Annotated in this window: 24 protein-coding genes and 1 tRNA gene; 21 read left to right on the forward strand and 4 right to left on the reverse strand. The window is 37.1% G+C overall.

Annotated elements, in window-relative coordinates; genetic code table 11:
• A partial coding sequence (locus tag SVZ03_16065; GenBank protein ID MDY6935721.1) for a hypothetical protein occupies nt 1-427 on the reverse strand: 427 nt, incomplete at its 3' end.
• A 420-nt stretch (nt 428-847) separates the two neighbouring features.
• Nucleotides 848-1,312: an Ig-like domain-containing protein gene (locus SVZ03_16070; GenBank protein ID MDY6935722.1), complete on the reverse strand. Its 465-nt coding sequence runs from the start codon at nt 1,310-1,312 to the stop codon at nt 848-850.
• Nucleotides 1,313-1,916: 604 nt separating this feature from the next.
• Between SVZ03_16070 and SVZ03_16075 the strand changes: the two genes are divergently transcribed.
• The 18 genes from SVZ03_16075 to SVZ03_16160 all read left to right on the forward strand — a co-directional run bounded on the left by SVZ03_16075 (nt 1,917) and on the right by SVZ03_16160 (nt 21,246).
• Nucleotides 1,917-4,829, forward strand: a complete 2,913-nt coding sequence (locus tag SVZ03_16075) for a BamA/TamA family outer membrane protein (GenBank protein MDY6935723.1) — start codon at nt 1,917-1,919, stop codon at nt 4,827-4,829.
• A gap of 100 nt (nt 4,830-4,929) precedes the next feature.
• Nucleotides 4,930-5,523: an imidazoleglycerol-phosphate dehydratase HisB gene (hisB, locus tag SVZ03_16080; GenBank protein ID MDY6935724.1), complete on the forward strand. Its 594-nt coding sequence runs from the start codon at nt 4,930-4,932 to the stop codon at nt 5,521-5,523.
• Nucleotides 5,520-6,128, forward strand: coding sequence for an imidazole glycerol phosphate synthase subunit HisH (gene hisH / locus SVZ03_16085; GenBank protein MDY6935725.1), 609 nt, complete (start codon nt 5,520-5,522; stop codon nt 6,126-6,128). Before hisB ends, hisH begins: the two co-directional genes overlap by 4 nt.
• Complete coding sequence (hisA, locus tag SVZ03_16090) at nt 6,122-6,841, forward strand: 1-(5-phosphoribosyl)-5-[(5-phosphoribosylamino)methylideneamino]imidazole-4-carboxamide isomerase (protein ID MDY6935726.1); 720 nt, start codon at nt 6,122-6,124, stop codon at nt 6,839-6,841. Before hisH ends, hisA begins: the two co-directional genes overlap by 7 nt.
• 73 nt (nt 6,842-6,914) lie before the next feature.
• Nucleotides 6,915-7,976 (forward strand): diguanylate cyclase DgcA, encoded by a 1,062-nt coding sequence (dgcA, locus tag SVZ03_16095; protein ID MDY6935727.1) that lies wholly within the window; start codon nt 6,915-6,917, stop codon nt 7,974-7,976.
• A gap of 187 nt (nt 7,977-8,163) precedes the next feature.
• A complete protein-coding gene (locus tag SVZ03_16100) occupies nt 8,164-8,757 on the forward strand; it encodes a hypothetical protein (protein ID MDY6935728.1) in 594 nt (197 codons plus the stop codon).
• A 149-nt stretch (nt 8,758-8,906) separates the two neighbouring features.
• A tRNA-Ile gene (locus SVZ03_16105) sits at nt 8,907-8,980 on the forward strand.
• A 53-nt stretch (nt 8,981-9,033) separates the two neighbouring features.
• Complete coding sequence (gene rplU / locus SVZ03_16110; GenBank protein ID MDY6935729.1) at nt 9,034-9,354, forward strand: 50S ribosomal protein L21; 321 nt, start codon at nt 9,034-9,036, stop codon at nt 9,352-9,354.
• A complete protein-coding gene (locus SVZ03_16115) occupies nt 9,351-9,707 on the forward strand; it encodes a ribosomal-processing cysteine protease Prp (GenBank protein ID MDY6935730.1) in 357 nt (118 codons plus the stop codon). The genes rplU and SVZ03_16115 overlap by 4 nt, the downstream gene beginning before the upstream one ends.
• A 12-nt stretch (nt 9,708-9,719) precedes the next feature.
• The gene (gene rpmA / locus SVZ03_16120; protein ID MDY6935731.1) at nt 9,720-9,983 is read left to right on the forward strand and encodes a 50S ribosomal protein L27; all 264 of its coding nucleotides are present in this window, start codon (nt 9,720-9,722) and stop codon (nt 9,981-9,983) included.
• 147 nt (nt 9,984-10,130) lie between these two features.
• Nucleotides 10,131-11,138 carry a GTPase ObgE gene (gene obgE, locus SVZ03_16125; GenBank protein MDY6935732.1) on the forward strand — a complete coding sequence of 336 codons (1,008 nt, stop codon included), beginning with the start codon at nt 10,131-10,133 and terminating at the stop codon, nt 11,136-11,138.
• A gap of 106 nt (nt 11,139-11,244) precedes the next feature.
• Complete coding sequence (gene secA / locus SVZ03_16130; protein ID MDY6935733.1) at nt 11,245-14,013, forward strand: preprotein translocase subunit SecA; 2,769 nt, start codon at nt 11,245-11,247, stop codon at nt 14,011-14,013.
• 1 nt (nt 14,014) lies between these two features.
• Nucleotides 14,015-15,376, forward strand: coding sequence for a phosphoglucosamine mutase (gene glmM / locus SVZ03_16135; protein MDY6935734.1), 1,362 nt, complete (start codon nt 14,015-14,017; stop codon nt 15,374-15,376).
• 19 nt (nt 15,377-15,395) lie between these two features.
• Nucleotides 15,396-18,038: an OmpA family protein gene (locus SVZ03_16140; protein ID MDY6935735.1), complete on the forward strand. Its 2,643-nt coding sequence runs from the start codon at nt 15,396-15,398 to the stop codon at nt 18,036-18,038.
• Nucleotides 18,039-18,124: 86 nt separating this feature from the next.
• Nucleotides 18,125-18,922, forward strand: coding sequence for an HAD-IIB family hydrolase (locus SVZ03_16145; GenBank protein MDY6935736.1), 798 nt, complete (start codon nt 18,125-18,127; stop codon nt 18,920-18,922).
• A 74-nt stretch (nt 18,923-18,996) separates the two neighbouring features.
• Complete coding sequence (locus SVZ03_16150) at nt 18,997-19,584, forward strand: 3TM-type holin (GenBank protein MDY6935737.1); 588 nt, start codon at nt 18,997-18,999, stop codon at nt 19,582-19,584.
• Nucleotides 19,578-20,078, forward strand: coding sequence for an N-acetylmuramoyl-L-alanine amidase (locus SVZ03_16155; protein ID MDY6935738.1), 501 nt, complete (start codon nt 19,578-19,580; stop codon nt 20,076-20,078). Before SVZ03_16150 ends, SVZ03_16155 begins: the two co-directional genes overlap by 7 nt.
• 106 nt (nt 20,079-20,184) lie before the next feature.
• Nucleotides 20,185-21,246, forward strand: a complete 1,062-nt coding sequence (locus SVZ03_16160) for a DUF4185 domain-containing protein (protein MDY6935739.1) — start codon at nt 20,185-20,187, stop codon at nt 21,244-21,246.
• 11 nt (nt 21,247-21,257) lie between these two features.
• On the opposite strand, the gene SVZ03_16165 is transcribed toward SVZ03_16160, so the two are convergent.
• On the reverse strand, nt 21,258-21,515 hold the full coding sequence (locus SVZ03_16165) for a hypothetical protein (GenBank protein ID MDY6935740.1): 258 nt from the start codon (nt 21,513-21,515) through the stop codon (nt 21,258-21,260).
• Between the two features lie 2 nt (nt 21,516-21,517).
• Nucleotides 21,518-21,712 carry a CooT family nickel-binding protein gene (locus SVZ03_16170; protein ID MDY6935741.1) on the reverse strand — a complete coding sequence of 65 codons (195 nt, stop codon included), beginning with the start codon at nt 21,710-21,712 and terminating at the stop codon, nt 21,518-21,520.
• Between the two features lie 584 nt (nt 21,713-22,296).
• Here SVZ03_16170 and SVZ03_16175 point away from each other — a divergent pair.
• The 3 genes from SVZ03_16175 to dnaG all read left to right on the forward strand — a co-directional run bounded on the left by SVZ03_16175 (nt 22,297) and on the right by dnaG (nt 26,313).
• Complete coding sequence (locus SVZ03_16175; GenBank protein ID MDY6935742.1) at nt 22,297-23,835, forward strand: hypothetical protein; 1,539 nt, start codon at nt 22,297-22,299, stop codon at nt 23,833-23,835.
• Between the two features lie 9 nt (nt 23,836-23,844).
• On the forward strand, nt 23,845-24,303 hold the full coding sequence (locus SVZ03_16180; protein ID MDY6935743.1) for a hypothetical protein: 459 nt from the start codon (nt 23,845-23,847) through the stop codon (nt 24,301-24,303).
• Between the two features lie 222 nt (nt 24,304-24,525).
• On the forward strand, nt 24,526-26,313 hold the full coding sequence (dnaG, locus tag SVZ03_16185; protein ID MDY6935744.1) for a DNA primase: 1,788 nt from the start codon (nt 24,526-24,528) through the stop codon (nt 26,311-26,313).
• Nucleotides 26,314-26,386 lie beyond the last annotated feature (73 nt).

Raw genomic sequence — 26,386 nt, forward strand, 5'->3', positions numbered from 1 at the left:
AGATCTTATCCATAAGATTGTACATGTTATCAGCATAATATGATTCTGATAGAGAATCCCTGCGAGAAAAAACAGGATCCCTATCCAGCTTGTCCTGTTGAATTATCTGATTAACCAGGTTTCTGACGTTTGAGATAGTATCAGCTACAGGATGTTCCTTGCTTGTCAATAGATCATCTACAAGATATACCACGTTCTTGGTTTCGCTGAGATAATCATCCAAAGATTCAGCAAGTAGCTTATTGAATGTGCGCTGATCAATCGGATTGAACATGCTCCGTAAGGCGGGCCAGTCATCAAGCAGGTTAAATAACTTGAATTCAGGTTCAGGATCATTCTTCTGGAAATAAGAAAGATCCTCTGAGGAACAGAATACGAACGAAAATAGTAGTAATGTAGTACATAAAAAAGCTGAATATCTCTTCATAATAAATACCCCCTCAAAAAAACTTTGATAAGTTTAGTCCCTAATGTGCCTACAATGCAGCTTCTAACTCTGATTGAGGGTAAATTGAAAAGATACAGCCATAACTTGTCTTAATATTATGTATGACTAAGCTAAGATCCGTTCACAAATCAACATCGGGTATATGAGAGGTTATTTCCGCTTCCATTTCCTGCGTGTTATAGATGTAACCCTCCAAATTGTTAAGAAACATTTGTAGACCCAGAAAACTCGGACATTATTATAAACGAGATCAAAATCTCGCTAAGTAATTTAAAACTTAGCTTGGGTACAGAAACCTTGGACTTGTTTGTTAACGAGCATCATCCCGCTTTTTAAATAAAACTTAGCATGGGTGCAGAAACCTTGGACAAATTAGAAATTCATTTAAATCATTTAAGCTTAATCAGAATCAACTACGATAGCTGTAGTAAAGCTCCAATTATACTCTTCTTCCATTTTATTACCTGCAGGGTCTGCTACTTCAGTAGAAATAGTGACCCAATAGGTGGTGTATGGATTTAGATTCTTTGATGGTGTAAAAGTAATGGTTGTATTATCATCATTATAGCTAAAATCCCCACTATAGTAATGACCATCTCCCTTAACAGTAAAATTATTTATATACTCAACAGTATAAATATCAATGGGTTCGCTAAATGTAACCATGATTTCTTCATTGATTGGAACAGATTCATCTTCATCCTCAGGGAAGGTTGAAGTTATTGCCGGTGGGGTTGTATCAGATTCTAGTGGATCAAAGGTGTAAGATGGATTGTTATCAATATCCTCAAAGCAATTGATACAAACAAAACAGATTAGTGATAAAAGAACAGAAATTAATTGATTTTTTTTATACTTATACATTTTGCCTCCTCAAAAATATTCATTGTTACTTTGTATAAGCCCTTAGCTTAACTATATATTTTTATATCTTTATATACTTACTTATATCACTCTTAGCAATCGATAGTATCATTACTCAGGCATTCAGATGAGGAATTGTGTCGAAAATAGTTTTCAAAATTAAATATCATATAATGTTGTTTATAATTAACAACAAACCGTCTGGACTTCCTATTTCCAAGTTAGGAATAAATCGAAAGATAGTCAAGAAAAAATGATAATTGGTTGTTTTTTTTTAAATAATTTTGTAACTTCTAATAATTAGTGACCTGCTTTACCTAGGAAGAGTTTAACAAAACTTTGCTTGTCAATTAATTGAGTAGTCAATAATTCTATTAAAATGAGAATAGTTCAAGATTGGCATGATAACTTATCAATATTTGGGAGTCGATAAATTCTAACTATACCCAAATGGTGAGGTTTTATGCTTTGAAATATAGAGTATTTATCAGGATTTAATTCCAATTGATGGATTATATAAGAAGTACCATCCCTTATTTGCAATATTTCAAGATTGAAGGCTTTTATAATTTAGTAAATATATCAAGGAAGAGAAGCGATTTTGTTGAAAGGTGTTAAGATTTTTAAGGTATATGCATTGATATTTATCATGTTTTTCCCTTATTCAGATTTATATCCCTTTGGAAAGAACAAAGTAAATAGGGAGGTCTTTCGTTGGAATATCTTTAAGACAATCCATTTTGACATCTATTATCCCTATGAGATGGAGGGGCTTGTTGAGAGGGCTGCAAAATTTTGTGAAAATGGATATGTCCATCTTGCCAATAGCTTAAGGCATGAATTGACAGAAGTGATACCTATTATTATCTACCCATCACATATTGATTTTCAGGAGAATAATATAATCCCTCAGATAATTGGTGAGGGAACGGGCGGCTTTACTGAATTCATGAAGAACAGGGTGGTAGTTCCCTTTACTGGTTCATACCATGAATTTCGTCATGTGCTTATCCATGAACTTGTCCATGCTTTTCAATATAATATATTTCTTTATGATACTCATGGTAATGCATTACCTCAATTTGCCTTTAGAGGAGTTCCGCTATGGGTAATGGAGGGGATGGCAGAATATCTTTCAGTGGGATATGATGAGACCGCTGATATGGTTATGAGGGATATACTCTTTAATGAAAAATATGCCACCTTGATGGATCTTACAAATTTTCATATTGGAAGCCCGTACCTTCTATATAAGGAGGGGCAGGCATTCTTTTCTTTCTTAGAGGATAAATATGGAAAATATAGGATAGGCAATTTATTAAGAGATATCAGGGATATGTCTAATATTGAAAGGGCATTAAGGGTAATTACGGATAAATCTTTAGAAGAATTGAGTCTTGAATGGATCAGGTATTATAAGAAGAGGTACTTCCCGATTATTAAGGGTAAAAATTTTGATGAAGAGGAGGGGGAACAGCTAACCTTTCATGAGAAAACGAATTCGGTTTTTAATGTATGCCCTGCTGTATCTCCTGATGGGATGAAGATAGCCTATCTAACCAACAGGGATATCTACTCAAGCATTTCGATTATCGCCTTGGATAAGAAAAAAAAGAAAAGGGAGAGAAAGATCAGGTCTTTGGTTCTAGGGGGCAGGAGTTCTAGGTTTGAGGGAATGCATCTGCTTAATAACTATCTCTCTTGGAGCAGGGATGGGAAATATATAGTATTTGTCTCTCAATCCTATGGACGGGATGTAATATTTATGATTAATTCCGACGATGGTAAAATAGAGAGGGAGATAAGGCTTCCCTTCCGAAATATAATGGATCCTATCCTTTCAAGGGATGGAACCCTTATCGCTTTTGTGGGACAGCGCTGCGATTCATTGGACATCTATATCTATTCCTTAATAGAGAATGACTTATCAAGAATAACTGATGATATCTTCTCTGATAGATATCCGAATATATCCTCTGATAATAAATTTGTACTATTTTCCTCCAATTGGAATGTTGATGGGGATTATGAGAGGAATGACTATAACATCTTTAAAATAGATTTGAATACAGGTGAGAGGATTCTGGTTGTGGATAATGAGGGAAGCGATTTACAGGCTGATCTCTCACCAGACGATAGTAAGATCATATACATCTCAAATCGTACAGGTATATACAATCTATACCGGTTAGAACTGGATACAGGTATGGATCAGAGGCTTACAGATGTTCTGTGCGGCATTTTTTATCCGCGATGGTTCCCTGATGGGGAGAGGGTGGCCTTTGTCGCATATCAGAATCTTGGGTATGATATATTTGTAAAGGGAATTAAGGATGCTGATAAAGTCCATGAAGATTTAGCAAGGGATACCGAATATATTAAACCTAGCTATACTCAGTCATATCTTAATATGTCTGACACTGTATTTGATGAGTATACACCAAAAATAAGTCATGATCCATTATTGGGAGGTTTTGCGGCCACAGGAGGTGGTATGTATGGAGGTTTCCTGCGGGCTGGAATTTCTGATTATATGGGTGATCATAGGATGATTATTGCAATAGATTATGTCAGATATGAAGATGAGAATAATCCAAACTATGATATAGCCTATTATTCACTAAAAAATCGCTGGGATTTCGGATTAGGTCTATTTCGTCAGAGCAATCCCTATGGATTGATTACTATGGGTAGTGTTAATGATCTCATACAGGGGGTATACGATGATTTTCGCTATATGGATTATTATGGCGCCTATCTTTTAGCCAGGTATCCATTCACAAGATTCTTTAGGTTTGATATAAAGGCTTCATCCAGCAGATACGAGGTGGATTATAGGGAGGTATCTTTTATCGAAGGGGATGATGTATATTCATATAATGTGAGGCCTGATACATACGCAAATCTGAATCAATTGTCCCTTTCCCTAGGATTTGATAATGTGCTTTGGGGGTTTATGGTTCCCTTAGATGGAATTAGAGGTAAGGTTGAAGTTGAACAATCATTCAATTTGACAGGCCAGGATAAGAGATTTACCAGTATGGATATAGATTTAAGAAGGTATTTCCTCTTGAAAAAAAGGTATGTTTTAGCCCTACGGGGTAGTGGAGGGAGGATATTTGGAAGGGATAGGGAATATTTTAAATACTACATCGGAGGTTATAATACATTAAGGGGGCATCCATTTTTTGAATATAGTGGAGAGAATGTATTTCTCTTCAGCGCTGAATTTCGATTTACTCTTATTGAGGGTATTAAGTTTGGATGGCCCCTATTCTTCAGGATGGGTGGGATTGGGGGTGTTTTGTTTGCTGATTGTGGATCAGCTTGGGACGAGCATTTTAGATTTATAAATACTGAGACGAAGGAATTTGATGATTTTAAGGCAGACTTGGGTTTTGGATTTAGGCTAATGCTCTATCCTATAGTTATCCTGAAGCTTGATTATGCATGGCCTTATTATTATGAATACTTTGGAGATAAAGAAATTATTTTTAGTCTTGGATTCGAGTATTAGGGCTATTCACAATTTGCTATGATTGCAATCGAGATACATCTTCATCTGTATATTCCAGTTTCTATACAGAATGATAATATTAGAATAATGAGAGGGAAAAATGAAAAAGAAATCTGAGATAAAGAGGAAGACACTTGAGACGGATATTGTATTGAATCTCATTTTGAATAATGTTGATAAATCGATTATCAATACTGGAATGCCCTTTTTCGATCACATGCTAGGTGCTATGGCAAGACATGGAAGATTTTTCCTTGACTTGAATTGTAAGGGAGACTATGAGATAGATGGCCATCATTCTGTTGAGGATATTGGGATTTGTCTTGGAAAGGCATTTAAGGATGCTATTGGATCAGGGGCAGGAATCAAGAGATTTGGTGATGCTATTATTCCAATGGATGATGCACTGACAATGGTTGCAATAGATTTTTCAGGGAGGTCTTATTTTTCATATATAGGACCAAGACTTGATGGATACATCAATGGTTATAGCGAGGAGTTGACTCAGGAGTTCTTGCGGTCCTTTGCTACTAATGCGGCAATGAATATTCATGTTATTGTCCTTTATGGAGAGAACAGGCATCACATTCAGGAATCCATATTTAAGGCTCTTGGGGTATCCTTGTCAAAGGCATGTTCAGGTGATCCACTCTTAGGGGATAGCGTGCCATCAACAAAGGGAATAATTGTATGATAACTGTTATTGATTATGGTATGGGCAATTTGAGATCTGTTGTAAAGGCAGTGGAGAAGTATACTGACAGAGTGCGGATATCCAATGATCCATCTTCTATTGATTCATCCTCAGCCCTTATTATGCCAGGGGATGGCGCTTTTGGGAAGGCGATGGAAAACCTGGAAAACATGAAATGGATAGGGCCTTTGAGGGATTTTATTTCCAGTGGTGGTTTTTTTATGGGAATTTGTTTGGGGTATCAGTTATTATTTTCGTCAAGCGAGGAATTTGGATATCATGAGGGGTTGAGTATTATACCTGGCAGGGTTGTCCGTTTCAATACTCAAGGCCAAAAGGTGCCGCATATGGGATGGAATGATGTTAATATAAATAGCAAGTCCAATTTTTTAGATGGAATTAAATCAGGATCTTACTTTTATTTTATTCATAGCTATTATCCTATAATAGATGATAAGGATTTTGTATTGGGAAAGGTTGAGTATGGTGTCGAGTTCCCATGTATTGTGGGACATGAAAATCTAATCGCAACTCAGTTTCATCCGGAGAAGAGTCACAAGATGGGATTAAGGATTATTGAAAATTTTGTAGGGATGGCATGCTAATTATTCCAGCAATAGATATTAAGAATGGTAGGGGAGTGAGACTTGTTCAGGGAGATCCTAATAGGGAGACGGTCTATTCAGATGATCCGGTCAGCCTTGCTAGGGGGTTTGAAGGGAAGGGAGCAAAGTTATTGCATGTTGTTGATCTGGATGGGGCCTTTGAGGGGTCTCCTGTGAATAGGGATATTGTAGTTGAAATAGCAAAATCCATTTCTATCCCAATCGAGATTGGAGGAGGGATAAGGAATATAGAAATGGTGGAGGATTATTTAGATAATGGGATTGAGAGGATTATAATTGGAACTGCTCTAGTCACTGGAGCGGGTGAAGCTATTATTGAAAAATATTCTGAATATATTATTGTTGGGGTTGATGCTAGGGATTCCATTGTGGCTACTCATGGATGGAAGAATGTTTCTGATATTTCTGCTGTAGATTTGATAAAAAGGTTGCAAAATATTGGTATTGGAGAGGTAATATATACAGATATATCTAAAGATGGGATGTTAGGTGGACCAAATTTTAATTCAATAGAAACAATTCTCTCCGAGGTGAGTGATTTATCCTTAATCGCATCGGGTGGTGTTGTTTCAATAGATGATATATATAAGCTAAGTGAATTCGTCAATCGAGGTCTAAAGGGGTGTATTGTTGGCAAGGCCATATATGATGGCAAGATTGATTTAGAAAATGCAATATCCCTATTTGAGTAAGCAATTTGTTTGTGATGAGTTGAAATTCACCTTATAGTATCTTATGTAATGAAATTATCACAGGACCTTATAGATGGATAAACAAAATGATGAAGATCTAGATCATAATATAAAAATCATAATAGATCAGTTTGAAAAGAAGATATATGATCTAACTCAGCTAATTGAGATAAGTAAGGGTTTGAACTCTACATTAGATAGCAACATACTAATTGAGTCTATTCTATTAACCTGTATGGGGCAGATGTTGCTTGTTAAGGCAGGTATCTTTTTACAGAAGGATATCAGCAACAATACTTATATATTACATAGAAACTATAAGGGATTTGAGCTTAATCATGATATGGAATATGAGATAGATGCTGATTCACATCTCATGAGATTTTTAGAGGATAACTTTAGATGCTATACTCTAAATGAGTTGAATGAAATCATTGGGGATGATCCTTCAACGACCACCTTGAAAATTATTGGGCCTTCCTTAATAGTGCCCTTAAAGGGGAAGGGTAAGCTCAATGGAATTATTATCCTAGGAGAAAGGATCAATGATGATCCCTTTACTGAAGTAGAGAAGCAATATCTCTTGGATATCGCCTCGCTCGCAGGAATAGCTATCCAGAATGCACATCTGTTCGAAATGGCGACTACAGATATGATGACTAAACTAAAGATACATCATTTCTTCCAGACCTCCTTGGTGGACGACAGAAAGAGAGCCATTGAACAGAAGGTCCCTCTCTCCCTTATTATGATAGATATAGATAACTTTAAGGATTTTAATGATAACTATGGCCATACATGCGGTGATATTGTATTAAAGAATGTAGCTAGATTGATAATGGAAAATGTCAGGCAGAGTGATTTGGCATCAAGGTATGGAGGAGAGGAGTTTGGCATAATCTTGCCAGATACTGATATTGAGGAAGCGCTCATAGTGGCTGAACGAATTAAATCCTGTGTGGAAGAGTTAAATATTGAGTATGATAATAAAACAATGGGCGTAACGGTTTCTATTGGGATAGCCCAGCTTAATCCTGTTAAGGATAAGGATGCTAAAGACCTTATAAATAAAGCTGATAAGGCCCTTTATATTTCCAAGGCAGAGGGGAAGAATCGGATATCCCTGTTAAAGTAGGTATCTTGAAATAATATAAGGCGTTTTTTCTTTACATTTTTGCACTATAAAGAAAAGTGACTTGCCTGCAAACCCTTTATAATATAATATTTTTGTAAGTGTTTTTATTTATGAAAATACACATAAACCATATAAACATGGATTGTAGAATCGGCTAGAATTATTTTTTTTATTATTGGAGTAGGTGATGAGGGAAGTATTTCAATGTATATTGAGATCTGTATGTAAAAATAATCGATTTTTTAAGGCGCTATCTTTATTATTGGTATTTGTAGTATTTACGATACATACCACTATCCCTAATATTATACCCACTGCTTTTTCATTAACATTAGAAGAGCAGGCTGGCAAAAAGAGGAAAGAAGAGCCTCCAAAGTTTTTCGATGAGTTCAATGAGAAGACTCCAGAGAGGCGGGATTATCAGAGAATACCAATGGAGAAGGATCCAAGGCTGGCATGTTTGCTCTCCTTGGTAATCCCTGGTGGTGGGCATATCTATATGAAAAAGGATATAAAGGGGATAGGTATTTTTATGTCAACCCTTGTGGGGTATTCATTTGCCGGTTATTATCTATATGTTGCTACTGATAGCGATGCCTCCAGCAGTGATAAGAAGTCAAAACTAATCATATCGGGATTATTGTTTGTTTTAGCTGTAATTGTACATATTGTTGGCATTGTTGAGGCTTATAATGATGCTATTGAGATAAATGAGGAGAAGTACTATTTTGGAGTAGAAAAATCCCAGAGTCCATATATAGCTGAGATCATGATTGAATAATATGATCTAAATTGTAACTACATATGTAGTAGCAATTCCATAATCATCAGGGTTATATTTTGGAGGATGTGTCTGTTTTTGGCTTTATCTGAAATATTACTTGACATGATTTATTATAATCGGATTATTTTTGATTAAATAGTCAATGAGGGCCCATAGCTCAGTTGGTTAGAGCGGCTGACTCATAATCAGTAGGTCCAAGGTTCAAGTCCTTGTGGGCCCATGAATGAGGGGAGGAGCATCCTCCCCTTAAATTATAATGAAGGATGAATTATTATGTACGCGATAGTGCAAATAGGCGGAAAGCAATATAAAATTGAAAAGGATATGATGCTTCATGTAGATAAATTAAGAAATCAAAGAGAGGGTAGCATTACCATTGATAAAGTGTTGATGTATGTTGAGGGGGATCAGGTGCTTCTTGGACAACCATATCTGGATAATGTCAAGGTTACAGCGGATGTGCTTGGAGTAGTAAAGGGAAGGAAGGTTAGGGGAATAAAATTTAAGAAGAGGAAAAATTATACAAGGACATTAGGTCATAGACCTGAGTATTTGAGATTAAAGATAAATGAGGTATCAGCAGGTTCTGAGTGATAAAGGTCTATCTGAAAAATGTTGTTTTAGAAGATGGTGTAATAATAAACAAAGACAATAGTGAAGTGGGTATAAAGGCTTATGGTCATTCAGGATTTGACAAAAAGGGTTCTGATATAGTATGTTCAGCAATATCAGCCATAATCCAGACATCAATACTAGCAGTAACCAAGGTCGCGAATATTCATCAAGAGATAGTACAAGGGGATGGCATATTGGAATCATCTATACATATTGGAGAAGCGGGAAGGACAAATTTATTTGCTTTAGGGGTAATACTAAATACTATGATAATCGGGCTAAAGGAGATCATCAATCATTATCCTGATGCTCTGGAGATTATTTTTGAATGAGAGAGGTGCATAATGGCGCATAAAAAGGGTGGCGGTTCAACCAGAAATGGAAGAGATTCTAGATCCAAGAGATTGGGAGTCAAGAGATTTGGAGGGGAGGTTGTTAGGGGCGGGACAATTATTGTTCGTCAGAGAGGGACAAAGATACACCCTGGATTCAATGTCGGTAGGGGGGGGGATGATACCCTCTTTGCCAGGATTGACGGGGTTGTTAAGTTCGAGCACATCGATAAGGCTAGAAAGAGGGTTTCCGTGTATCCCTTATCACAACCTTAATCAAATTACACAGTATAATAAATGAGATAGAATCGCGCGGAGGAATAAATTCGCGCGATTTGTTGTTTATGGATTGGGGAATATCGGTTGATTCGAAAGATATTAAGTGAGGATTGCGAGGGTTGAATTTGTTGTTGGGGGATTATATTGAGTAAATTTACCGATTCCATAAATATTCGTATAGAGGCTGGAAATGGTGGCTCCGGGGCTGTTTCCTTTTGCAGAGAAAAATATATCCCTCGTGGCGGCCCCGATGGAGGTGATGGGGGAGCAGGGGGGGATGTTTATATTGAGGCTGATCCTTCATATCATAATCTCTCTCACCTCTTTAATGATAGAATCTATAGGGCTGAGAATGGCCATCCAGGCATGGGTAGGAATAAACACGGGAGAGATGGGAAGCCTTTGATAGTAAAGGTCTCTCCAGGAACTGAGGTGGTTGATGATGATACAGGTGAATTTTTATCTGACCTTCTTATGGGTGAGGAAAGGGTATTGGTGGGTAAGGGCGGGGTTGGGGGAAGAGGTAATGCCTTCTTTAAGTCCTCTACCAATCAGGCTCCTAAATATTCCCAGCCTGGTATACCAGGTCAGAAAAGGTGTCTTTCCCTCAATCTTAAGCTTATAGCGGATGTTGGTCTGGTGGGGCTTCCCAATGCTGGGAAGTCAACGCTGCTTTCCAGAATAACAAAGGCAAAACCAAAAATTGCAGCATATCCCTTTACTACCTTAATTCCCAATCTTGGAGTCCATGAAAGGGTTGATGGAACATTCTACACAATTGCAGATATCCCGGGAATAATAGAAGGTGCGCATAGGGGTCATGGCCTTGGTCTCTCCTTTTTAAGGCATATTGAGAGGGTAAAGGCTATCCTATTTCTTATAGACTCAACTGAGAGTAATCCAGCATTTAACCTGCAATTATTAAAATCCGAGCTAAAAACCTATAATGAGGAATTATTATTGAAGCCATATAGAATACTTCTCACAAAGGTCGATTTGGTAGATAGAAAAGATTTAAAGAAAAAGATTGACCTTTTAGGTGAAAGAGATATATTATCAATTTCTTCAGTTACAGGATGTAATATCCAAAGGCTTACGGATATTATTGATATTCTACTGTTGAATAAGGATGATTCCATTGTTATATTTTGAGTTCTAATGATCTTTGATGATGTGAGTGTTTAGCATTTCTCTATTGATAAAATTTCAAATAAACAGCATTGATTCACAAATGCTTAAGGTTGTGAAAGGTTGAAAAATGTTAGATAAAACATTGAGTATTTTTTTTGGTACAAAGCATGAAAGGGACATCAAGAAGCTTCGTCCATATGTTGAAAAGATTAATTCCCTAGAGCCTGAGATGAAAAAACTGTCCAATGCGGCTATGGAAGCCAAAACTTTTGAATTCCGCGGTCGACTAGAGCGAGGAGAGTCATTGGATAGCATATTACCAGAGGCCTTTGCGCTTGTGAGGGAGGCATCAATCAGGACTTTGGGAATGAGGCATTTCGATGTTCAATTGATGGGGGGGGTCGTTCTTCATCAGGGCAAGATAGCTGAGATGAAAACAGGCGAGGGTAAGACTCTTGTAGCCACGCTTCCCTTTTATCTCAATGCCCTTAATGGGAATGGAGTACATCTTATTACTGTAAATGATTATCTTGCCAGAAGGGATGCGGAGTGGATGGGGCCGGTATACAGATTTCTTGGGCTATTGGTTGGGATTATTCAGCATGATATGGATCCATACGAAAGGCAGGAGGCTTATAGTTGTGATGTGATTTATGGAACCAACAATGAATTCGGTTTTGATTATTTGCGTGATAATATGATTCAGCATAAACGCCTGCAGGTACAAAGGGATCTTAATTTTGCAATAGTGGATGAGGTTGATTCCATTCTGATTGACGAAGCCAGGACTCCATTAATAATTTCGGGTTCTACAGATGAATCAACAAAGAAATATATTCAAGTGAATAGAGTAATCCCAAGCCTTATCGAGGTAGAGGATTATGAGATAAACGAGAAGGATAGGAACGCCCTGTTGACTGAACAAGGTGTTCGACATGTTGAGAAATTATTGAAGATTGATAATCTTTATGATAGCAGAAATATTGAGATAGTTCATCACATCAATCAGGCCCTAAAGGCGCATACGCTCTTTAAAAGGGATGTTGATTATGTTGTGGCAGATGGGCAGGTGATAATCGTAGATGAGTTTACTGGGAGGTTGATGCCAGGAAGAAGATATTCCGATGGACTGCATCAGGCCCTGGAGGCAAAGGAGAATGTCTCAATTGCAAGGGAGAGCCAGACTCTTGCCTCTATTACCTTTCAGAATTACTTTAGGATGTATAAGAAGCTGGCCGGTATGACTGGAACAGCTGATACTGAGGCGGTTGAGTTTAAGAAGATATATAATCTGGATGTTGTAGTTATTCCAACTAACGAACCTGTAAAGAGGGACGACTATCCTGATAAAATATATCGGACAGAGAAGGAAAAGTATAATGCTATTGTTGAGGAAATCGAAGAGTTGAGTAGCGAGGGACGTCCCATACTTGTGGGTACCATTTCCATCGAGAAGTCAGAAAAGTTGTCACATTTGTTAAAGATGAAGGGGATTCACCATAATGTACTGAATGCAAAATATCATGAGAGGGAGGCGAAGATAATCGCTGAGGCTGGAAGTCCCGGAACTGTTACAATAGCGACTAACATGGCAGGACGAGGCACGGATATCGTTTTAGGTGGTAGAAAACTATACATAGATGAAGTTGATAATCATATGCCTGTTCATGAGGGTGAAATATGGGATGATTTTAAGATTTCAGTGCTGAATAATGAATTTGATAAGGCCGATGATATATCAGAAAAGATGACTGGCCAGGATAAACAGAAAGCAAGGGATATTATTAGGCAAGGGAGGGAGTGGGTAGGTAACCATCAGAGTGTTGTTGATGCTGGAGGTGTTCATATTCTTGGAACAGAGCGTCATGAGGCTAGGCGTATTGACAATCAGTTGAGGGGGCGGTCTGGCAGGCAGGGCGATCCTGGTTCGTCGAGGTTCTATCTTTCCCTGGATGATGATTTGATGAGGGTATTCGGCTCAGACAGAATATCATCTGTAATGCAGCGACTAGGCATGGAGGAGGGGCAGGAGATTGAGAGCAAAATGGTTACGAAGGCAATTGCAAACGCACAGAAGCGTGTGGAGGGGAGAAATTTTGAGATTAGGAAACACCTTCTTGAGTATGATGATGTCATGAATTCTCAGAGGGAATTTATATACGATATGAGAAATAAATTATTAGAGGGTGAAGATATATCGTCAATAGTAAATGAATATATAACCGAGGTCGCGGAATCTATAGTTGAGTTTTACACAGATGGCAAGTCTCACCCAGAGGATTGGGATCTTGATGGATTACAGAGTTTTATGAAAACAAGGTATTTAATTAACATTGATCATGACAGGATAGATCCCTATAAACTCTCATACAATGAGTATGTGAATAATATTAAGGAAGAATTGTTTAAAACCTATAATGACAAGGAGGTTACCGTAGGCAATGATGCTATGAGAATAGCTGAGAGGCTGATTACCCTTCAGGTTATTGATACTAAGTGGCGCGAGCATCTTCTGACTATGGATGAATTGAGGGATGGTATATGGACTGTTGGTTATGGCGAGAGAAATCCTCTGGTAGAATATAAACTAGAGGGATTTGAGTTGTTCAGGGGGATGATGGATAAATTGAGACAGGATATATTGGAATTTATTATGAAAGTGCAGATTGAGGAGGTCCTTGTGGAAGAGGATGAGGACTTTGAGTATACTAAAATAGGGGAAGAACATCATGCTGAAGTAGAGCAGTTTGCTGAGCAGGGAGGAATACCTGTTCTTACAGCACAGCCGTCCCAGGGTGCTAGGAAGGAATTCAAACAGAATGCCCAGGGAGAAAGGAATAATATTACAAGTGGCGGGGTTAAGAGGAAAAAAACCAGGAGGAGCAGGCGGAGATGATATGGCTTCAAGATTAATGAAGAGTGTTTCGGGTATCAGGGGTGTGGTTGGCGAGACATTGACTCCGGAATTGATTGTAAAGGTTGCTTCTGCCTTTGCAAAATATTCAAAGAATGGTACTGTTGTAGTTGGAAGAGACAGTCGGCCTAGCGGTGAAGCGATATCAAGGGCCTTGGAATCAGCTTTAGCACTTTCAGGATGTAGTGTGATTGATCTTGGAATTGTTCCTACCCCTACGGTTCAATTGATGGTGGAAGAACTTCAGGCTGATGGTGGTATAGTAATATCTGCTTCACATAATCCAGCGGAATGGAATGCATTTAAGTTAATCAATTCAAAGGGAACCTTTCTTAATTCAAGAGATATTTCAAAGTTTTTTTCTCTTATGGAAACGAAGTTTAAGTACAAGAAGTGGAATGGGATCGGCGAAGTCGTCTATAATAACATGGCCCATGACATCCATATTAAGAGGATTTGTGATGCATTGGATTGCGAGGCAATAAGGAAGAGGGATTTCGCTATTGTCTTGGATTCTGTTAATGGAGCCGGATCCAGAATAACGGTTGAACTTCTGAATAGACTTGGATGCAGGTTGACGACCCTCAACTGTGAGATGAATGGTATATTCCCAAGAGGTGCTGAGCCCTTGCCAGAGAACTTAAAGGAGATATCTAAGAGAGTAATTGATGAATCAGCGGATATCGGATTTGCGCAGGATCCAGATGCGGATAGATTGGCCATTATTGATGAGAATGGAAGGCCTATTGGGGAAGAGAATACAATACCGCTTGTTGTGGAGCACCTGTTATCTAAACAGATCGGAAGGGTTGTTGTGAATTTTTCCACAACCAATGCTGTTAAAGATATAGCTGATATGTATGGAGCAACCTTTAAGCGGGTGAAGGTTGGCGAGATAAACGTTGTGGAAGATATGTTAAAGAATGGAGCAAGGATCGGTGGCGAGGGGAATGGTGGAGTAATATCTCCTGAGGTTCATCTTGGTAGGGATAGTCTTGTGGGAATCGGATATATCCTGGAGATGATGGCTGAGAGGGGGAAAACTATCTCTCAATTGGTGAGGGACCTTCCGGTTTATGTGATGAAAAAGGGTAAGGTTAAATATGATAACAGTTTAAGGGATAATGAGATATTCTTAAAACTAAAGAATTTTTATAGAGATGAGAAGATATCGACGTTGGATGGAATGCGTATAGATTTTGTCAAGGAAGGGGAATTCAAGGGGGGGTGGGTTCATCTGCGTCCATCCAATACTGAACCAATTTTTCGTATTATTTCAGAGGGTAGAGACAAAAAGCATGCTTTAAGAATATACAATCATTTTGCAAAGATGTTCAAAAATTAGGCTACAATATTTGGAAATCATGAGAAAAGGAATTATATTTGTCTTATCCGTTGTAACAGTGTTGATGTTGTTATCACAACAGCTATTTGCCAAGAGGGATAGCGGATTAAATCTTATCCTTTTGGGTGATTCAGCAATTTCTCTTGGCAGGGGAGGGACGGGTGTTTCATCACAAGGGGTAGACCTCTTCTATCTGAATCCTGCGTCCATCGCTTTCTCTGAGAGATTGGGCTTTGGTATACAATTCGGAACATTGGATTTCGGATTCTATAATCCCAATATATCTGTCGCTTTACCCACATCTTACGGTGTTATTGGGACATCGCTTCGAGTTATGGACATTCCATCCGATAGGAATGATATCAAGAATGGATATCTTCTCTCAATAGGCGGAGCAAAGGATTTTACGGATAGGCTTATGATGGGAGCTGCGTTGAATCTCTTCAATGGTTCGGATGCTTCGGACAAACTTTATTATACAGGTATTTCCATTGGATCAATTTATAGATTGAATTATGGGAAGCGTTTTCAAAAGGGATTCGGTATCCTTAATCCACGAATAGGTATTTCCCTGAATGCAGGAATACCTACAGGAGAGAATGATGACTATTCAAATTTTAATCAACTAACATTCGGTTACAATTTCCTATTCTATAGTAAAGGGAAGATGGATATTGCCTTTTTCAATGATTTCTCTGCAATCCATAAGTATGATCATTTTCCAGCCAAGTTTGGATTTGAGACTACATATAAGAAGCGATATATTGGCAGGGTGGGATTTATATTGCCGCAATCTTATGAATACGGAGATTCTACGATTGGATTAGGTTACAGGTTCAAGGAAGGAATGATTGAGGGTGATATCAATTATTCCCTTGTCCATTACAGTGGCTCGGATTTTGTTCATTATATGGGATTGAATATGAAATATGGGAGGTTGGATAGAAAGCCGCCAGATACTAAGATAGAGGCAAGCGAAGAATATATCTCTCCCAATTATGATGGCAGGCAGGATTTTGTCTTTTTTAATCTTGAGGTAGATGATCGAAGCCGCATAAAGGGTTGGAGGCTGCAGATTATCAATGCTGAGGAAGAGGTAGTCAGAGAGTACAAGATATCTGAACGTGATATTGAGGAGGATTTGGGATTTAAGGATTTTATTAGAAAGATATGGCAGAGGAAGGAATCCATGGTAGTGCCTGAGACCATTCTATGGGATGGAACAGATTCCAGGAGAAGGAATGTCCCGGATGGTAGGTATAAATATTCCTTTATTGCATGGGATGAGAGGGATAATATTGCAGAGTCAAAGGATGGGATTATATATGTCGATAATACTCCCCCTGAGGTAAAGATAAAAACAGAATATCTCCTCTTCTCTCCCAATGGAGATGATCAAAAGGATACCATAAAAATAGGATTGGATGTAACAACCTCGATTGATGATGAGTGGAGGGCAGGATTTACGGATTCAGGGGGCAATATAATTAGGTCTTTTCAATGGGTAGGGGATCAGTTTCCCGATTCAGTTGTATGGGATGGTAGGGATAACATTGGGGTTGAGGCTAAAGAAGGACTCTATTCCTTTTTTATCGAATCAAATGATAGGGCTGGTAATAGGGTAGAGAAATTCAAGAGAGAGATTTCACTCACTCGAAAGTACGAAGTAGCAGATTTGACAACATCAATGGAATATTTTTCTTATAATATGAATAATGATATTTCATTCTATCCATACATCTCACAAACAGAAGGACTCCAAGAGTGGAGTATAATTATCACTGATAAGGATCAGAATGAGATGAGGCGAATCGATGGGAAGATTGACTTTCCAAAGTTTATCAAGTGGGATGGCAGGAATAGAAATGGAAAGAGGCTGAAGGATGGAAGGTATTCCTATAAAATCAGCACAAGATTTAACAGCGGGAATAGGCCAGCATCCTTCCAAAAGGAAATAATAATAGATAGCACTCCACCGCGTGTGTCTTTAGATTATTCCCCTAGTCTCTTTTCTCCTGATGAAGATGGCAATAATGACATATTGACTATTTTCCCTGAAGCAAAGGATCAGTTCGGCATCACAGAATGGAGTTTAGATATATATGCATCCTCAGGGTCAAAATTTAGGACATTTAAGGGCAAGTCAGAGTTAGCAGGTGAGATTAAATGGGATGGGGTAGGGAAGTCGAATATGCTGGTTGAATCAGCGGCGGATTATTATCTTCAGCTTACAGCAACAGATCTTGCCAGAAACATATCCAAGACAGAGCGGATAAGATTGCCAATAGATGTGCTGGTGGTTGTAACTGAACGTGGATTCAAGATTATGATCAGTAATATTGAATTTAAGTTTGACAGCGCAAATCTTACAGGAAGGGCATTCCCAATCTTGAATAGGGTGGCAGAGATACTAGACAAATACAGCAGATATAATATTATGATTGAGGGTCATACCTGTGACATTGGTGAGGAGAAGTATAATCTAAAATTGTCTGAGGATAGGGCAAATTCTGTTAGGGGTTATCTTATCTCAAAGGGAATCGACGAAGACAGATTGACATTCCGTGGGATGGGGGAGACAGCCCCCTTTCTTCCAAATACCACTTCAGAGAATCAGAGGAGGAATAGGCGAGTGGAATTTTTATTACTTAAGAAGAAATAATTTAATATAGCCACAGGCAGCTTAGGCCTGACATCACTGCAAGTCAGTTCAAATGAATTCTTTGATGCTTATAACCATAAATAATAATGGATAGAAAAATGTATGCGGTATTCACTGATCTTGATGGAACAATGCTGGATTTTCATACATACAGCTATGAAAAAGCGTTAGACGGGATTAAAATTTTAAATGAAAATGGCGTTTTGCTCATCCCTGTATCAAGTAAAACTTTACCTGAGATGAAGGAACTGCATCGGGAGCTGAATCTTGCTTACCCCTTTATATTTGAAAATGGAGGCGGAATTGCTTTCCCTTCCCAGGTGAAGGAAGGTGATTTCAGGATTGAGATACTTGGTATAGGTATAGAGGAATTAAAGGAAAAGTTTGGGGTATTGAGAGAGGTGTTACAGACCCCAATACGGACATTATTGGAGATGGATATACAGGAGATAATAGCGGAGACAAATCTTTCAAAAAAAAGCGCCAAGTTTGCTAAAGATCGTTTAACCTCACTCCCCTTTTTGCCTTCTTCGTCTGAGAAGAAGATTGACATCTTAAAAGCAAACGATCTTTTAGAGAGACATAAGATTAAGATTACAAAGGGTGGAAGATATTATCACATTTCTGATGAGAATGCTGACAAGGGGAAGGCTGTGAGGAGGGTTATCGATTATATTAAATCGTCATATGGAATCGATGAAGTCATTTCAGTTGGAATAGGAGACAGTGAGAATGATATCCCTATGTTGGAGGTTGTGGATATCCCATTTCTTGTAAAAAAGTATGACAACACAACAATTGAGACTGCGCTTAAGGTAAGGAGAACAGAGAAGATTGGTCCAGCAGGGTTTTCAGAGGCCATGAGGTCAATCTTTTGTGATTGATGTGATATGTTATTTAAGCTACGATGTAGCTTTATATATAGTGTAACATAATTATTACATAAGGGAGATAGTTTATGGCATGGTATAACTCGCTATTGAAATTTTTCTCAAGTTCTTCTGGAGGCATTATTGACAGTATAGCGGATTCTATTGATCGATTTGTTACCACCGATGAGGAGAAGACCAAACTTAGAATGGAATTGCAGAAATTGGAGGTTGAACAGCAGAGGAATAGTTTTGAATTTCAGCAGCAGATGCAGGAGCTAATCCAGAAGAGAGAGTCAGAGATAGAGCAAACTATAAGGAGTGAACTCGAAGCGAAGTCGGAGATAATGCTGGCAGAGTTGCGTCAGGATGATAAGTATACTAAAAGGGCTCGACCAACTGTAGTATATGTTGGGCTTATTTTTATATTGTTAGAAATTTTTGGCTTGAGGCATATAATCCTTAGCAAATTATGTGCTGATAATTTTGGGGATATAATTAAAAGCTCCGATTCTATTTTTAAGACCTTTCTTATAGCGTGGAGCGGTGTGATAGGGGTTTATTCAATAGGCAGATCAGCTGAAAAGAGGGGTTTAAGAGGCAAGTTGACGTCACTCGTAACGGGCGAAATTCCTCCCCAAGTTAAGCTAAGTGAAAGGCCAAAAATACAATGGTAGATGTAATATTTCACTGTTCTGATTCCAGATTTGGAAATACAGCATTGATTACCATGTGGCATACATTGCCGCCTCGAGAGGTTGTTCAAAATGGGAAAAGATATAAGGGTAATGGATGGGATAATATAGGGTATCACTACGTCATTCTGAATGGATGGCTAAATCTTAATAGATATAATTCAAGATATAATGGGTACATTGAAACCGGAAGGCCATTGGATGAGGATCACCTAATAGAATCTGGTGAAAGGGGGGCTCATGTCAGGGGATTTAATAGGAATTCCGTCGGGATATGCTTAATTGGCAAGTCTGGCGAATTTACAGATGAGCAGCTTAATTCCGCATTAGAGATAACCCTTTCCATGGAAAAGCAATTTATTATAATTAACCTGCTTCAACATAGCGATCTCGATATGAGTAAACCCTATTGTGCTGGATTGGATATGGATCAGTTTAAGATAAATTATGAGATCTATAAGGAGTGGCAATTATAAGGGTATTAATTCACAATGGGGAGGGTAACCGTTATTATCCAGAATAAATTGAGAATAAGCTACCAGATGTTGAGATAAGGATAGGTTATTAGCAGCTATTATCAATATGAAGGGGTTATTGGCGATTGCAGTGCTTTTCTCATTCCTTTTTTGCGGAAGGGTTGAAGAGCTTGGCATCTTTGGGGAATCCAGAAAGGGGGATGTGCTTGGTCAGGATGGCATTACGCCAATTATATTGTCAGATTCAATAGTACTATGGACTTTTGGCGATACAATCCTAGGGACATGGAAGGGTAATATCTCAACATCAGCAACCTTTTCTGAGTCGGTTAATATCACTGATATGATCTCGAATTCGCTTGCATTTTCTGAAGTCCCAACACCAGAAAATGTCAGGAATTTGAGATTTTTTTATTTAAAGGAGGAAGGCAGGGTCTGTCAATTCTTAAAATATAGAAAGGATGAGAATCCGAGGCTATACAGACTTTGGCCTGTAGACGGGGTAAGAATTGATAATAGGGTTTATATATATTATTATATAATAAAGATGAACTGGCCCACCTCCTTTCATATGATGGGTGTAGGGATTGCAGTATGGAATATACCGAATAATTGGAATATTGGAGATGATGTCGAGTTCAAGAGGCTTCCAAATCTCTTCCCATCTTCATATCCTGCCTTTGGCGCAACCGTTTTAAGGAAGGGGAATTACATATATACAGCAGGTCATTACAAAGAAAAGGATTATACTTCGCCAATAAAGATAGCCAGAGTAGATGTTAAAGGGATAGAGAACCGCGCATCATATGATTATCTTACACGGGATGGGAATTGGGTGAAAAACATCGAAAATGGTGAGCCCTTTCTGGGAGATGTGATGGGGGAATGCTCAATCTCTTATAATGAAAATTCTGGTATGTATGTGATCATATACTGTCAGACAATGACTGGAAGGATAATAATGGTCGCCTTCAGCGATTTTAGGGAGCTCTATAAATCTCAAAAGAGGATTATCTATGAACCTCCTATGTTGGTTCCCAATGGCACAAATAGATCCCTGTGGTATTATTCTGGGAAGGAGATATTCTCTTCTGGGGACTTAATATTTGTTATTTATATTAATCCATTAGAATATCAACCCTATCTGCTAAAACTTACTATGAAATAGCCTTGAATATACTACCTTCCCTCCATTTTTTTGTAAGCCAAACTAATATGCTTATTGACCTCTTTTAAGAGACTGATAATCTCTTTCAACTCTGAAGCCACATCATTTAATCCCATCTCTTCTGTTTTCTTTAGCCATTTTTCATGATCATTTATATGTTCTTTGTTATGACTCAGCCAGTATTTCATTAACATTTTTAACTTTTCATAGTCAGTTTTAGCAGTTTCAGAGTCATGATTATGACTATGATGATGATTGTGATCATGCATTATCAGTCCTTCCTCTCGCCAAGTATAATATAATTTTCCATGAGGTTTGTTTCTTTAATAAAAAAACCTTCGATTTCCTTTTTTTCACCAAAAATTGAATTTATTTCAATTCTGCCATCATTATCTATAATTGAAGCGGCCTCTTCAATAATGATTTCGCTATTTTTATCTTTTAGATACACCTTTGAAAGACACATTCAAATCCTCCTCTGCTATGTTAACATTTCATCAATATTCTAATCAATGATTCTTTATCAATTTGTCCTAATATATATTAGGATAGGTGAAAGATCTCTTATATCCTTTTTCAGCTTCATGTCAATTTATAATTGACTTATTAGGATAAATATATATAGGATGCTTCAGTTTGATGTTATTAATGAGTTATGATCTGGATATGTCAATATGTTTAGCATTGTATAATAATTATTTTCATTCAATACAATTATATTATCAAATAATAAGAGAGAACTATACTATAATAATTACCAATAGCTTGGCAGTAAACTTATTAGTTTTATTAAATACTCTTTTTTAACATACTTAGAGGAAATTTGTATTTATAAATATTATCCTCTTGAAATAGCATTTTGATAATTAGAGAAATAATATTATTTGAAATATCAATACCCCAGAAAGGGATAAAAGGCCCATGCATCTCTCTAAAGAGTAAAAGGGCAGCTTCCTCATCCGCATACTGATTACACTAATACAATAACTTATAATGTTTATTAATATTATTAACAAAGGTGTACAAGTCAAAAGGAAATTTATATCTCAATTGATATCCCTTTTCATTATTTTAGCCATTATGATGTCCTGTAACACAAAAACATATGAGGAGATTGAACCTAATGATGCCTTTTCCAGAGCTAATCGAATTGAGACCAATTCAATAGTGGAGGGATTGCTAAATACACTAGATGATATTGATTTTTACAGGCTTGAGGTAATAACCCCAATGGTGGTTGACGTCTCCATTGCTCCAGTGAAGGGGGTTAATCATGCTTTTCAGATTTGGGGGTATGATGGTTCTCATGTGTTAATGAAACATGTAGATGATTTGAGAAAGTCTTCACCTGAGCGAATATGCAATTTATTTGTAAATAAGGGTGTATATTATATAACAGTTCTGCATGGCGAGATGGATAAGGTAAATGGAAATAGCCAGAATAAATATAAATTGCGATTGTCTGGAAGGGAATGGGATAACGAAGAGCATGAAACCAATGATAGCAATAAGAATGCAAACCTATTGGAGGTGGGAAGTGAAATTCTAGGCTATTTCTCCCCATCATATAATAGAATGAACTATAGCGAAAATCACCCATTGCGGGAGGAAGACTGGTATTATCTAAATGTTGAGTTAGATAGCGAAAAACCGATACTTCTAAATATTGAACTATCGGGGGTGCCAGAGATCAATTCTATCCTGCACTTTTTAGATTTTGAGCAGGATGAAATAGGATCTTCGGATATGAATGGCCTAGGACAAGGAGAACTTTTGAAGGATATTGGTATTTCTATATCTGGAATATATTATATTATGGTTGCCTCGAACTTCGAATCTAATTGTGATGTGCCATATAGGTTATTAGTTACTTCAAGGGATTATGATCATTCTTCAGAGATTGAACCAAATAATATAATCGATCAGGCTAATGTTATTGTTGGTGATAATGTGAAGGGCAGGATATTCCCTAAAGGGGATATAGATTATTATTTATATAATAATATTAGTAGTGAAAATAAGATATATAAAATTGAAGTAATCCCTCCAGGTGATCTGGATATCAAGTTTGAAATATATAGCAGCAATGACAAAAGGCTTTTTGAGATTGATTGTTATGCAAAAGGGGTGAGGGAAATAATGCCCAATGCCCTTCTATTCAGCGATTATTATATAAAGGTGATGTCTAAGGGGGGTGAATATGATCATGATTTCCCTTATCAAGTATCTGTATCCTCTTCCCCTTTTTCTGAGGGGAATGAAATAGAGCCGAATGACAAGAAGGGATTGGCTAATGTGATACGCAATGACATTATTAAGGGTTATATCTCCAGCAAGGGGGACAAGGATTATTATTATTTAGAGTACAATCGAAGAGTAATGAAGAAATTTACTGTATATGGAGTAAAGGATTCGGAGTTAAAGATATCTATTACTGATCCCTTGGGTTATACAATAAAATCAGAAATCCTGAGAGGTGATGAATCTAAATCTATCATTGAAATGATAGATAATAAGGGTTATGTTGTTGTGGAATCTCTAGTTGAGAATTATGATGGACCATATAAAATTGAAATCGGAGAGAAATAGATGGGGATTATGGGAAGGTGTTTGTATTTTATATATCTAATAATATTGATATTTCAGCTTTTCTGTGTTGAGGAGAGGAAAACCGTTAAGGATATCAGGGTTTACAGAGAACCCAAGGGTTATAATATTAAATTTATAGGTTATGATATTAATATTAATAATCCTGAAAGGGATAGGAGGGCATATTACAAGGTTTATATTGATAAGCTTGAAGTAGGTAGAACTACAATAGGTTTGGAGTCGCAGTTGAAGACATTTGAATATAAGATCCAGAGCAATAGGCATCTTTTGATGGTTGAGAAGTATGCATTGGATGAAAAGAGGGGTAAGTATATCAAATTGAATAATATTGAGCAACCCAAACCGAATTTCATTTATTTTAATCTTCCACTTGATAAAGTAGTAGTCATTACCCTAATTAATGATATTATTTATAATAAATCATCATTTGGAATAGATGTTGAATGAATAAGATAATCTAAATAATCCACTATTTTTGAGAAGGGAGAGATGCCTTCTCTTCATTAAATCCAGATAAACGCAAATATTCAACTTTTAGTATCATTCAATTAGATAAGTATATAATTCTACAGAATATGGGATAGTAAATGAGAGTAACCCTATTGTAGTAGGGTACAATATATTTATCGCAAAAGTCTTTTGAATCTTAATATTAGATCTATGTAGGTTATGTTGATATCAAGAGAGATCATAGAGAGAATAAGGGAGAGAGCACAGATAGAGGAAATAGTGAGTAGATACGTTCCTTCTTTAAAGAGGAAGGGGAAGAATTATACCGCTCTCTGTCCATTTCATAAGGAAAAAACCCCATCCTTTACCGTTTCGCCAGATAAACAGATTTTTTATTGTTTTGGGTGCCATATAGGGGGAAATGTATTTTCTTTTATTTCAAGGATTGAAAGGTTAAATTTTCCAGAGAGTGTCAGATTCATCGGAGGTCTTGTAGGTGTTGAGGTTAAGGGGGAAACAAATAGGGGAGGTGGGGAACAGTTCGATAGATTGAAAAAGATTAATTATGAAGCGATGAATCACTATCATAAATCGATAAAAGCAGAGTTCGGACGAGAGGGTCGCAGGTATTTAATGAATAGAGGGATATCCAAAGAGAGTATTATAGAATTTAGGTTGGGTTTTTCTCCTGATTCATGGAACTTCCTTACAAATCACTTTAAAGATATGAATATTCCATTATCATTGCCCTCTGAGGTTGGACTTATTGGAGTATCAGAAAAGGGTGGAAATAGTAATTATTATGACAGGTTTAGAAATAGGATTATATTTCCCATATTTAGTAGAAGCAATGATGTAATCGGTTTTGGTGGAAGAATAATAGGAAATGGAGAACCAAAATATATCAATTCTCCTGAGTCATCTCTCTTTAAGAAGAGAGAGGTGCTCTATGGCATGAATATTGCACAGGAATACATTCAGCAATTGGATAGAGCAATTGTAGTAGAGGGGTATCTTGATGTAATTGGATGTCATCAGGCTGGAATAAAGAATGTCGTTGCTCCCTTAGGTACCGCGTTGACCTCGTCTCAGATAAGGCTTTTGGCAAGATTTTGCAATGAAGTAATATTATTATTTGATGCTGATTCATCTGGATTTAGGGCATCTTTACGTTCTTTGGAGACGTTAGAGGATATAAGTATTGAGGCTAGGATCGCAGTATTACCAGAGGGTGATCCATTTGAGTTTATAATCAATAGGGGGGTTAGAGAATTCATGGTTGTTGTGGATTCAAGTCTAAAGCCCCTAGAGTTTAGAATTGAGATGGCATTTGCTGATTATCAAAATGAGGATAGGCTAACTATTCTATTTAAAGTATTTAATATTATTAAAGATATAAAATATGAGACAGAACGGGATATATATTTCAAGAAGGTCAGTTCTCATTTAAAGGTTGATGAGAATTCAATAAGGGAAGATTACAAAAAATTTATTGCCAGGGGAAATAAATATGAAACAAAATTAGATAATAATAACTCAAATACAGATAGTATAAACTACCTTACAAGAAGCCATAGAGAATTGATCCTCTTATTATGTAATTATCCAGAACTTATTGAAAGAGCGATATTGGATTTCACGGAAAATGAATTTATAGATCCTATTATAAAAGATATTTATAAAAAATTAATTGATCTTTTCTATAATAGTGAAAAAATTTCTATTGACAGAATGTTTGATTTTTTCTCTGAAGGAAAGACGCGAGATTTTTTTCAGGACAGTCTCTTTAGGTGTGATATAATTGATAGTCCTGATGGAGTATATAATCAGTTATATTTAAATATAAAATTGTATCAAATTGATCAGAAAATAAATCGATACATAAGTATGATACAAAATCCGGATTATTCTAAAAAAATTGAAGTGAATGAATATTTAGCTGAGATCGATGTGTTACGACGAGAAAAGGAGAAGTTATCACCCTATCTCTATAATAAGATAATATAAATATACCAACCTTAGCTTTATTATTGCCTAAGAATCTATATAAATAATAATTCCAATTCTGCGTCGTCGCAAG

The sequence above is a fragment of the Spirochaetota bacterium genome (assembly GCA_034190085.1).
Classification (GTDB): Bacteria; Spirochaetota; UBA4802; order UBA4802; family JAFGDQ01; genus JAXHTS01.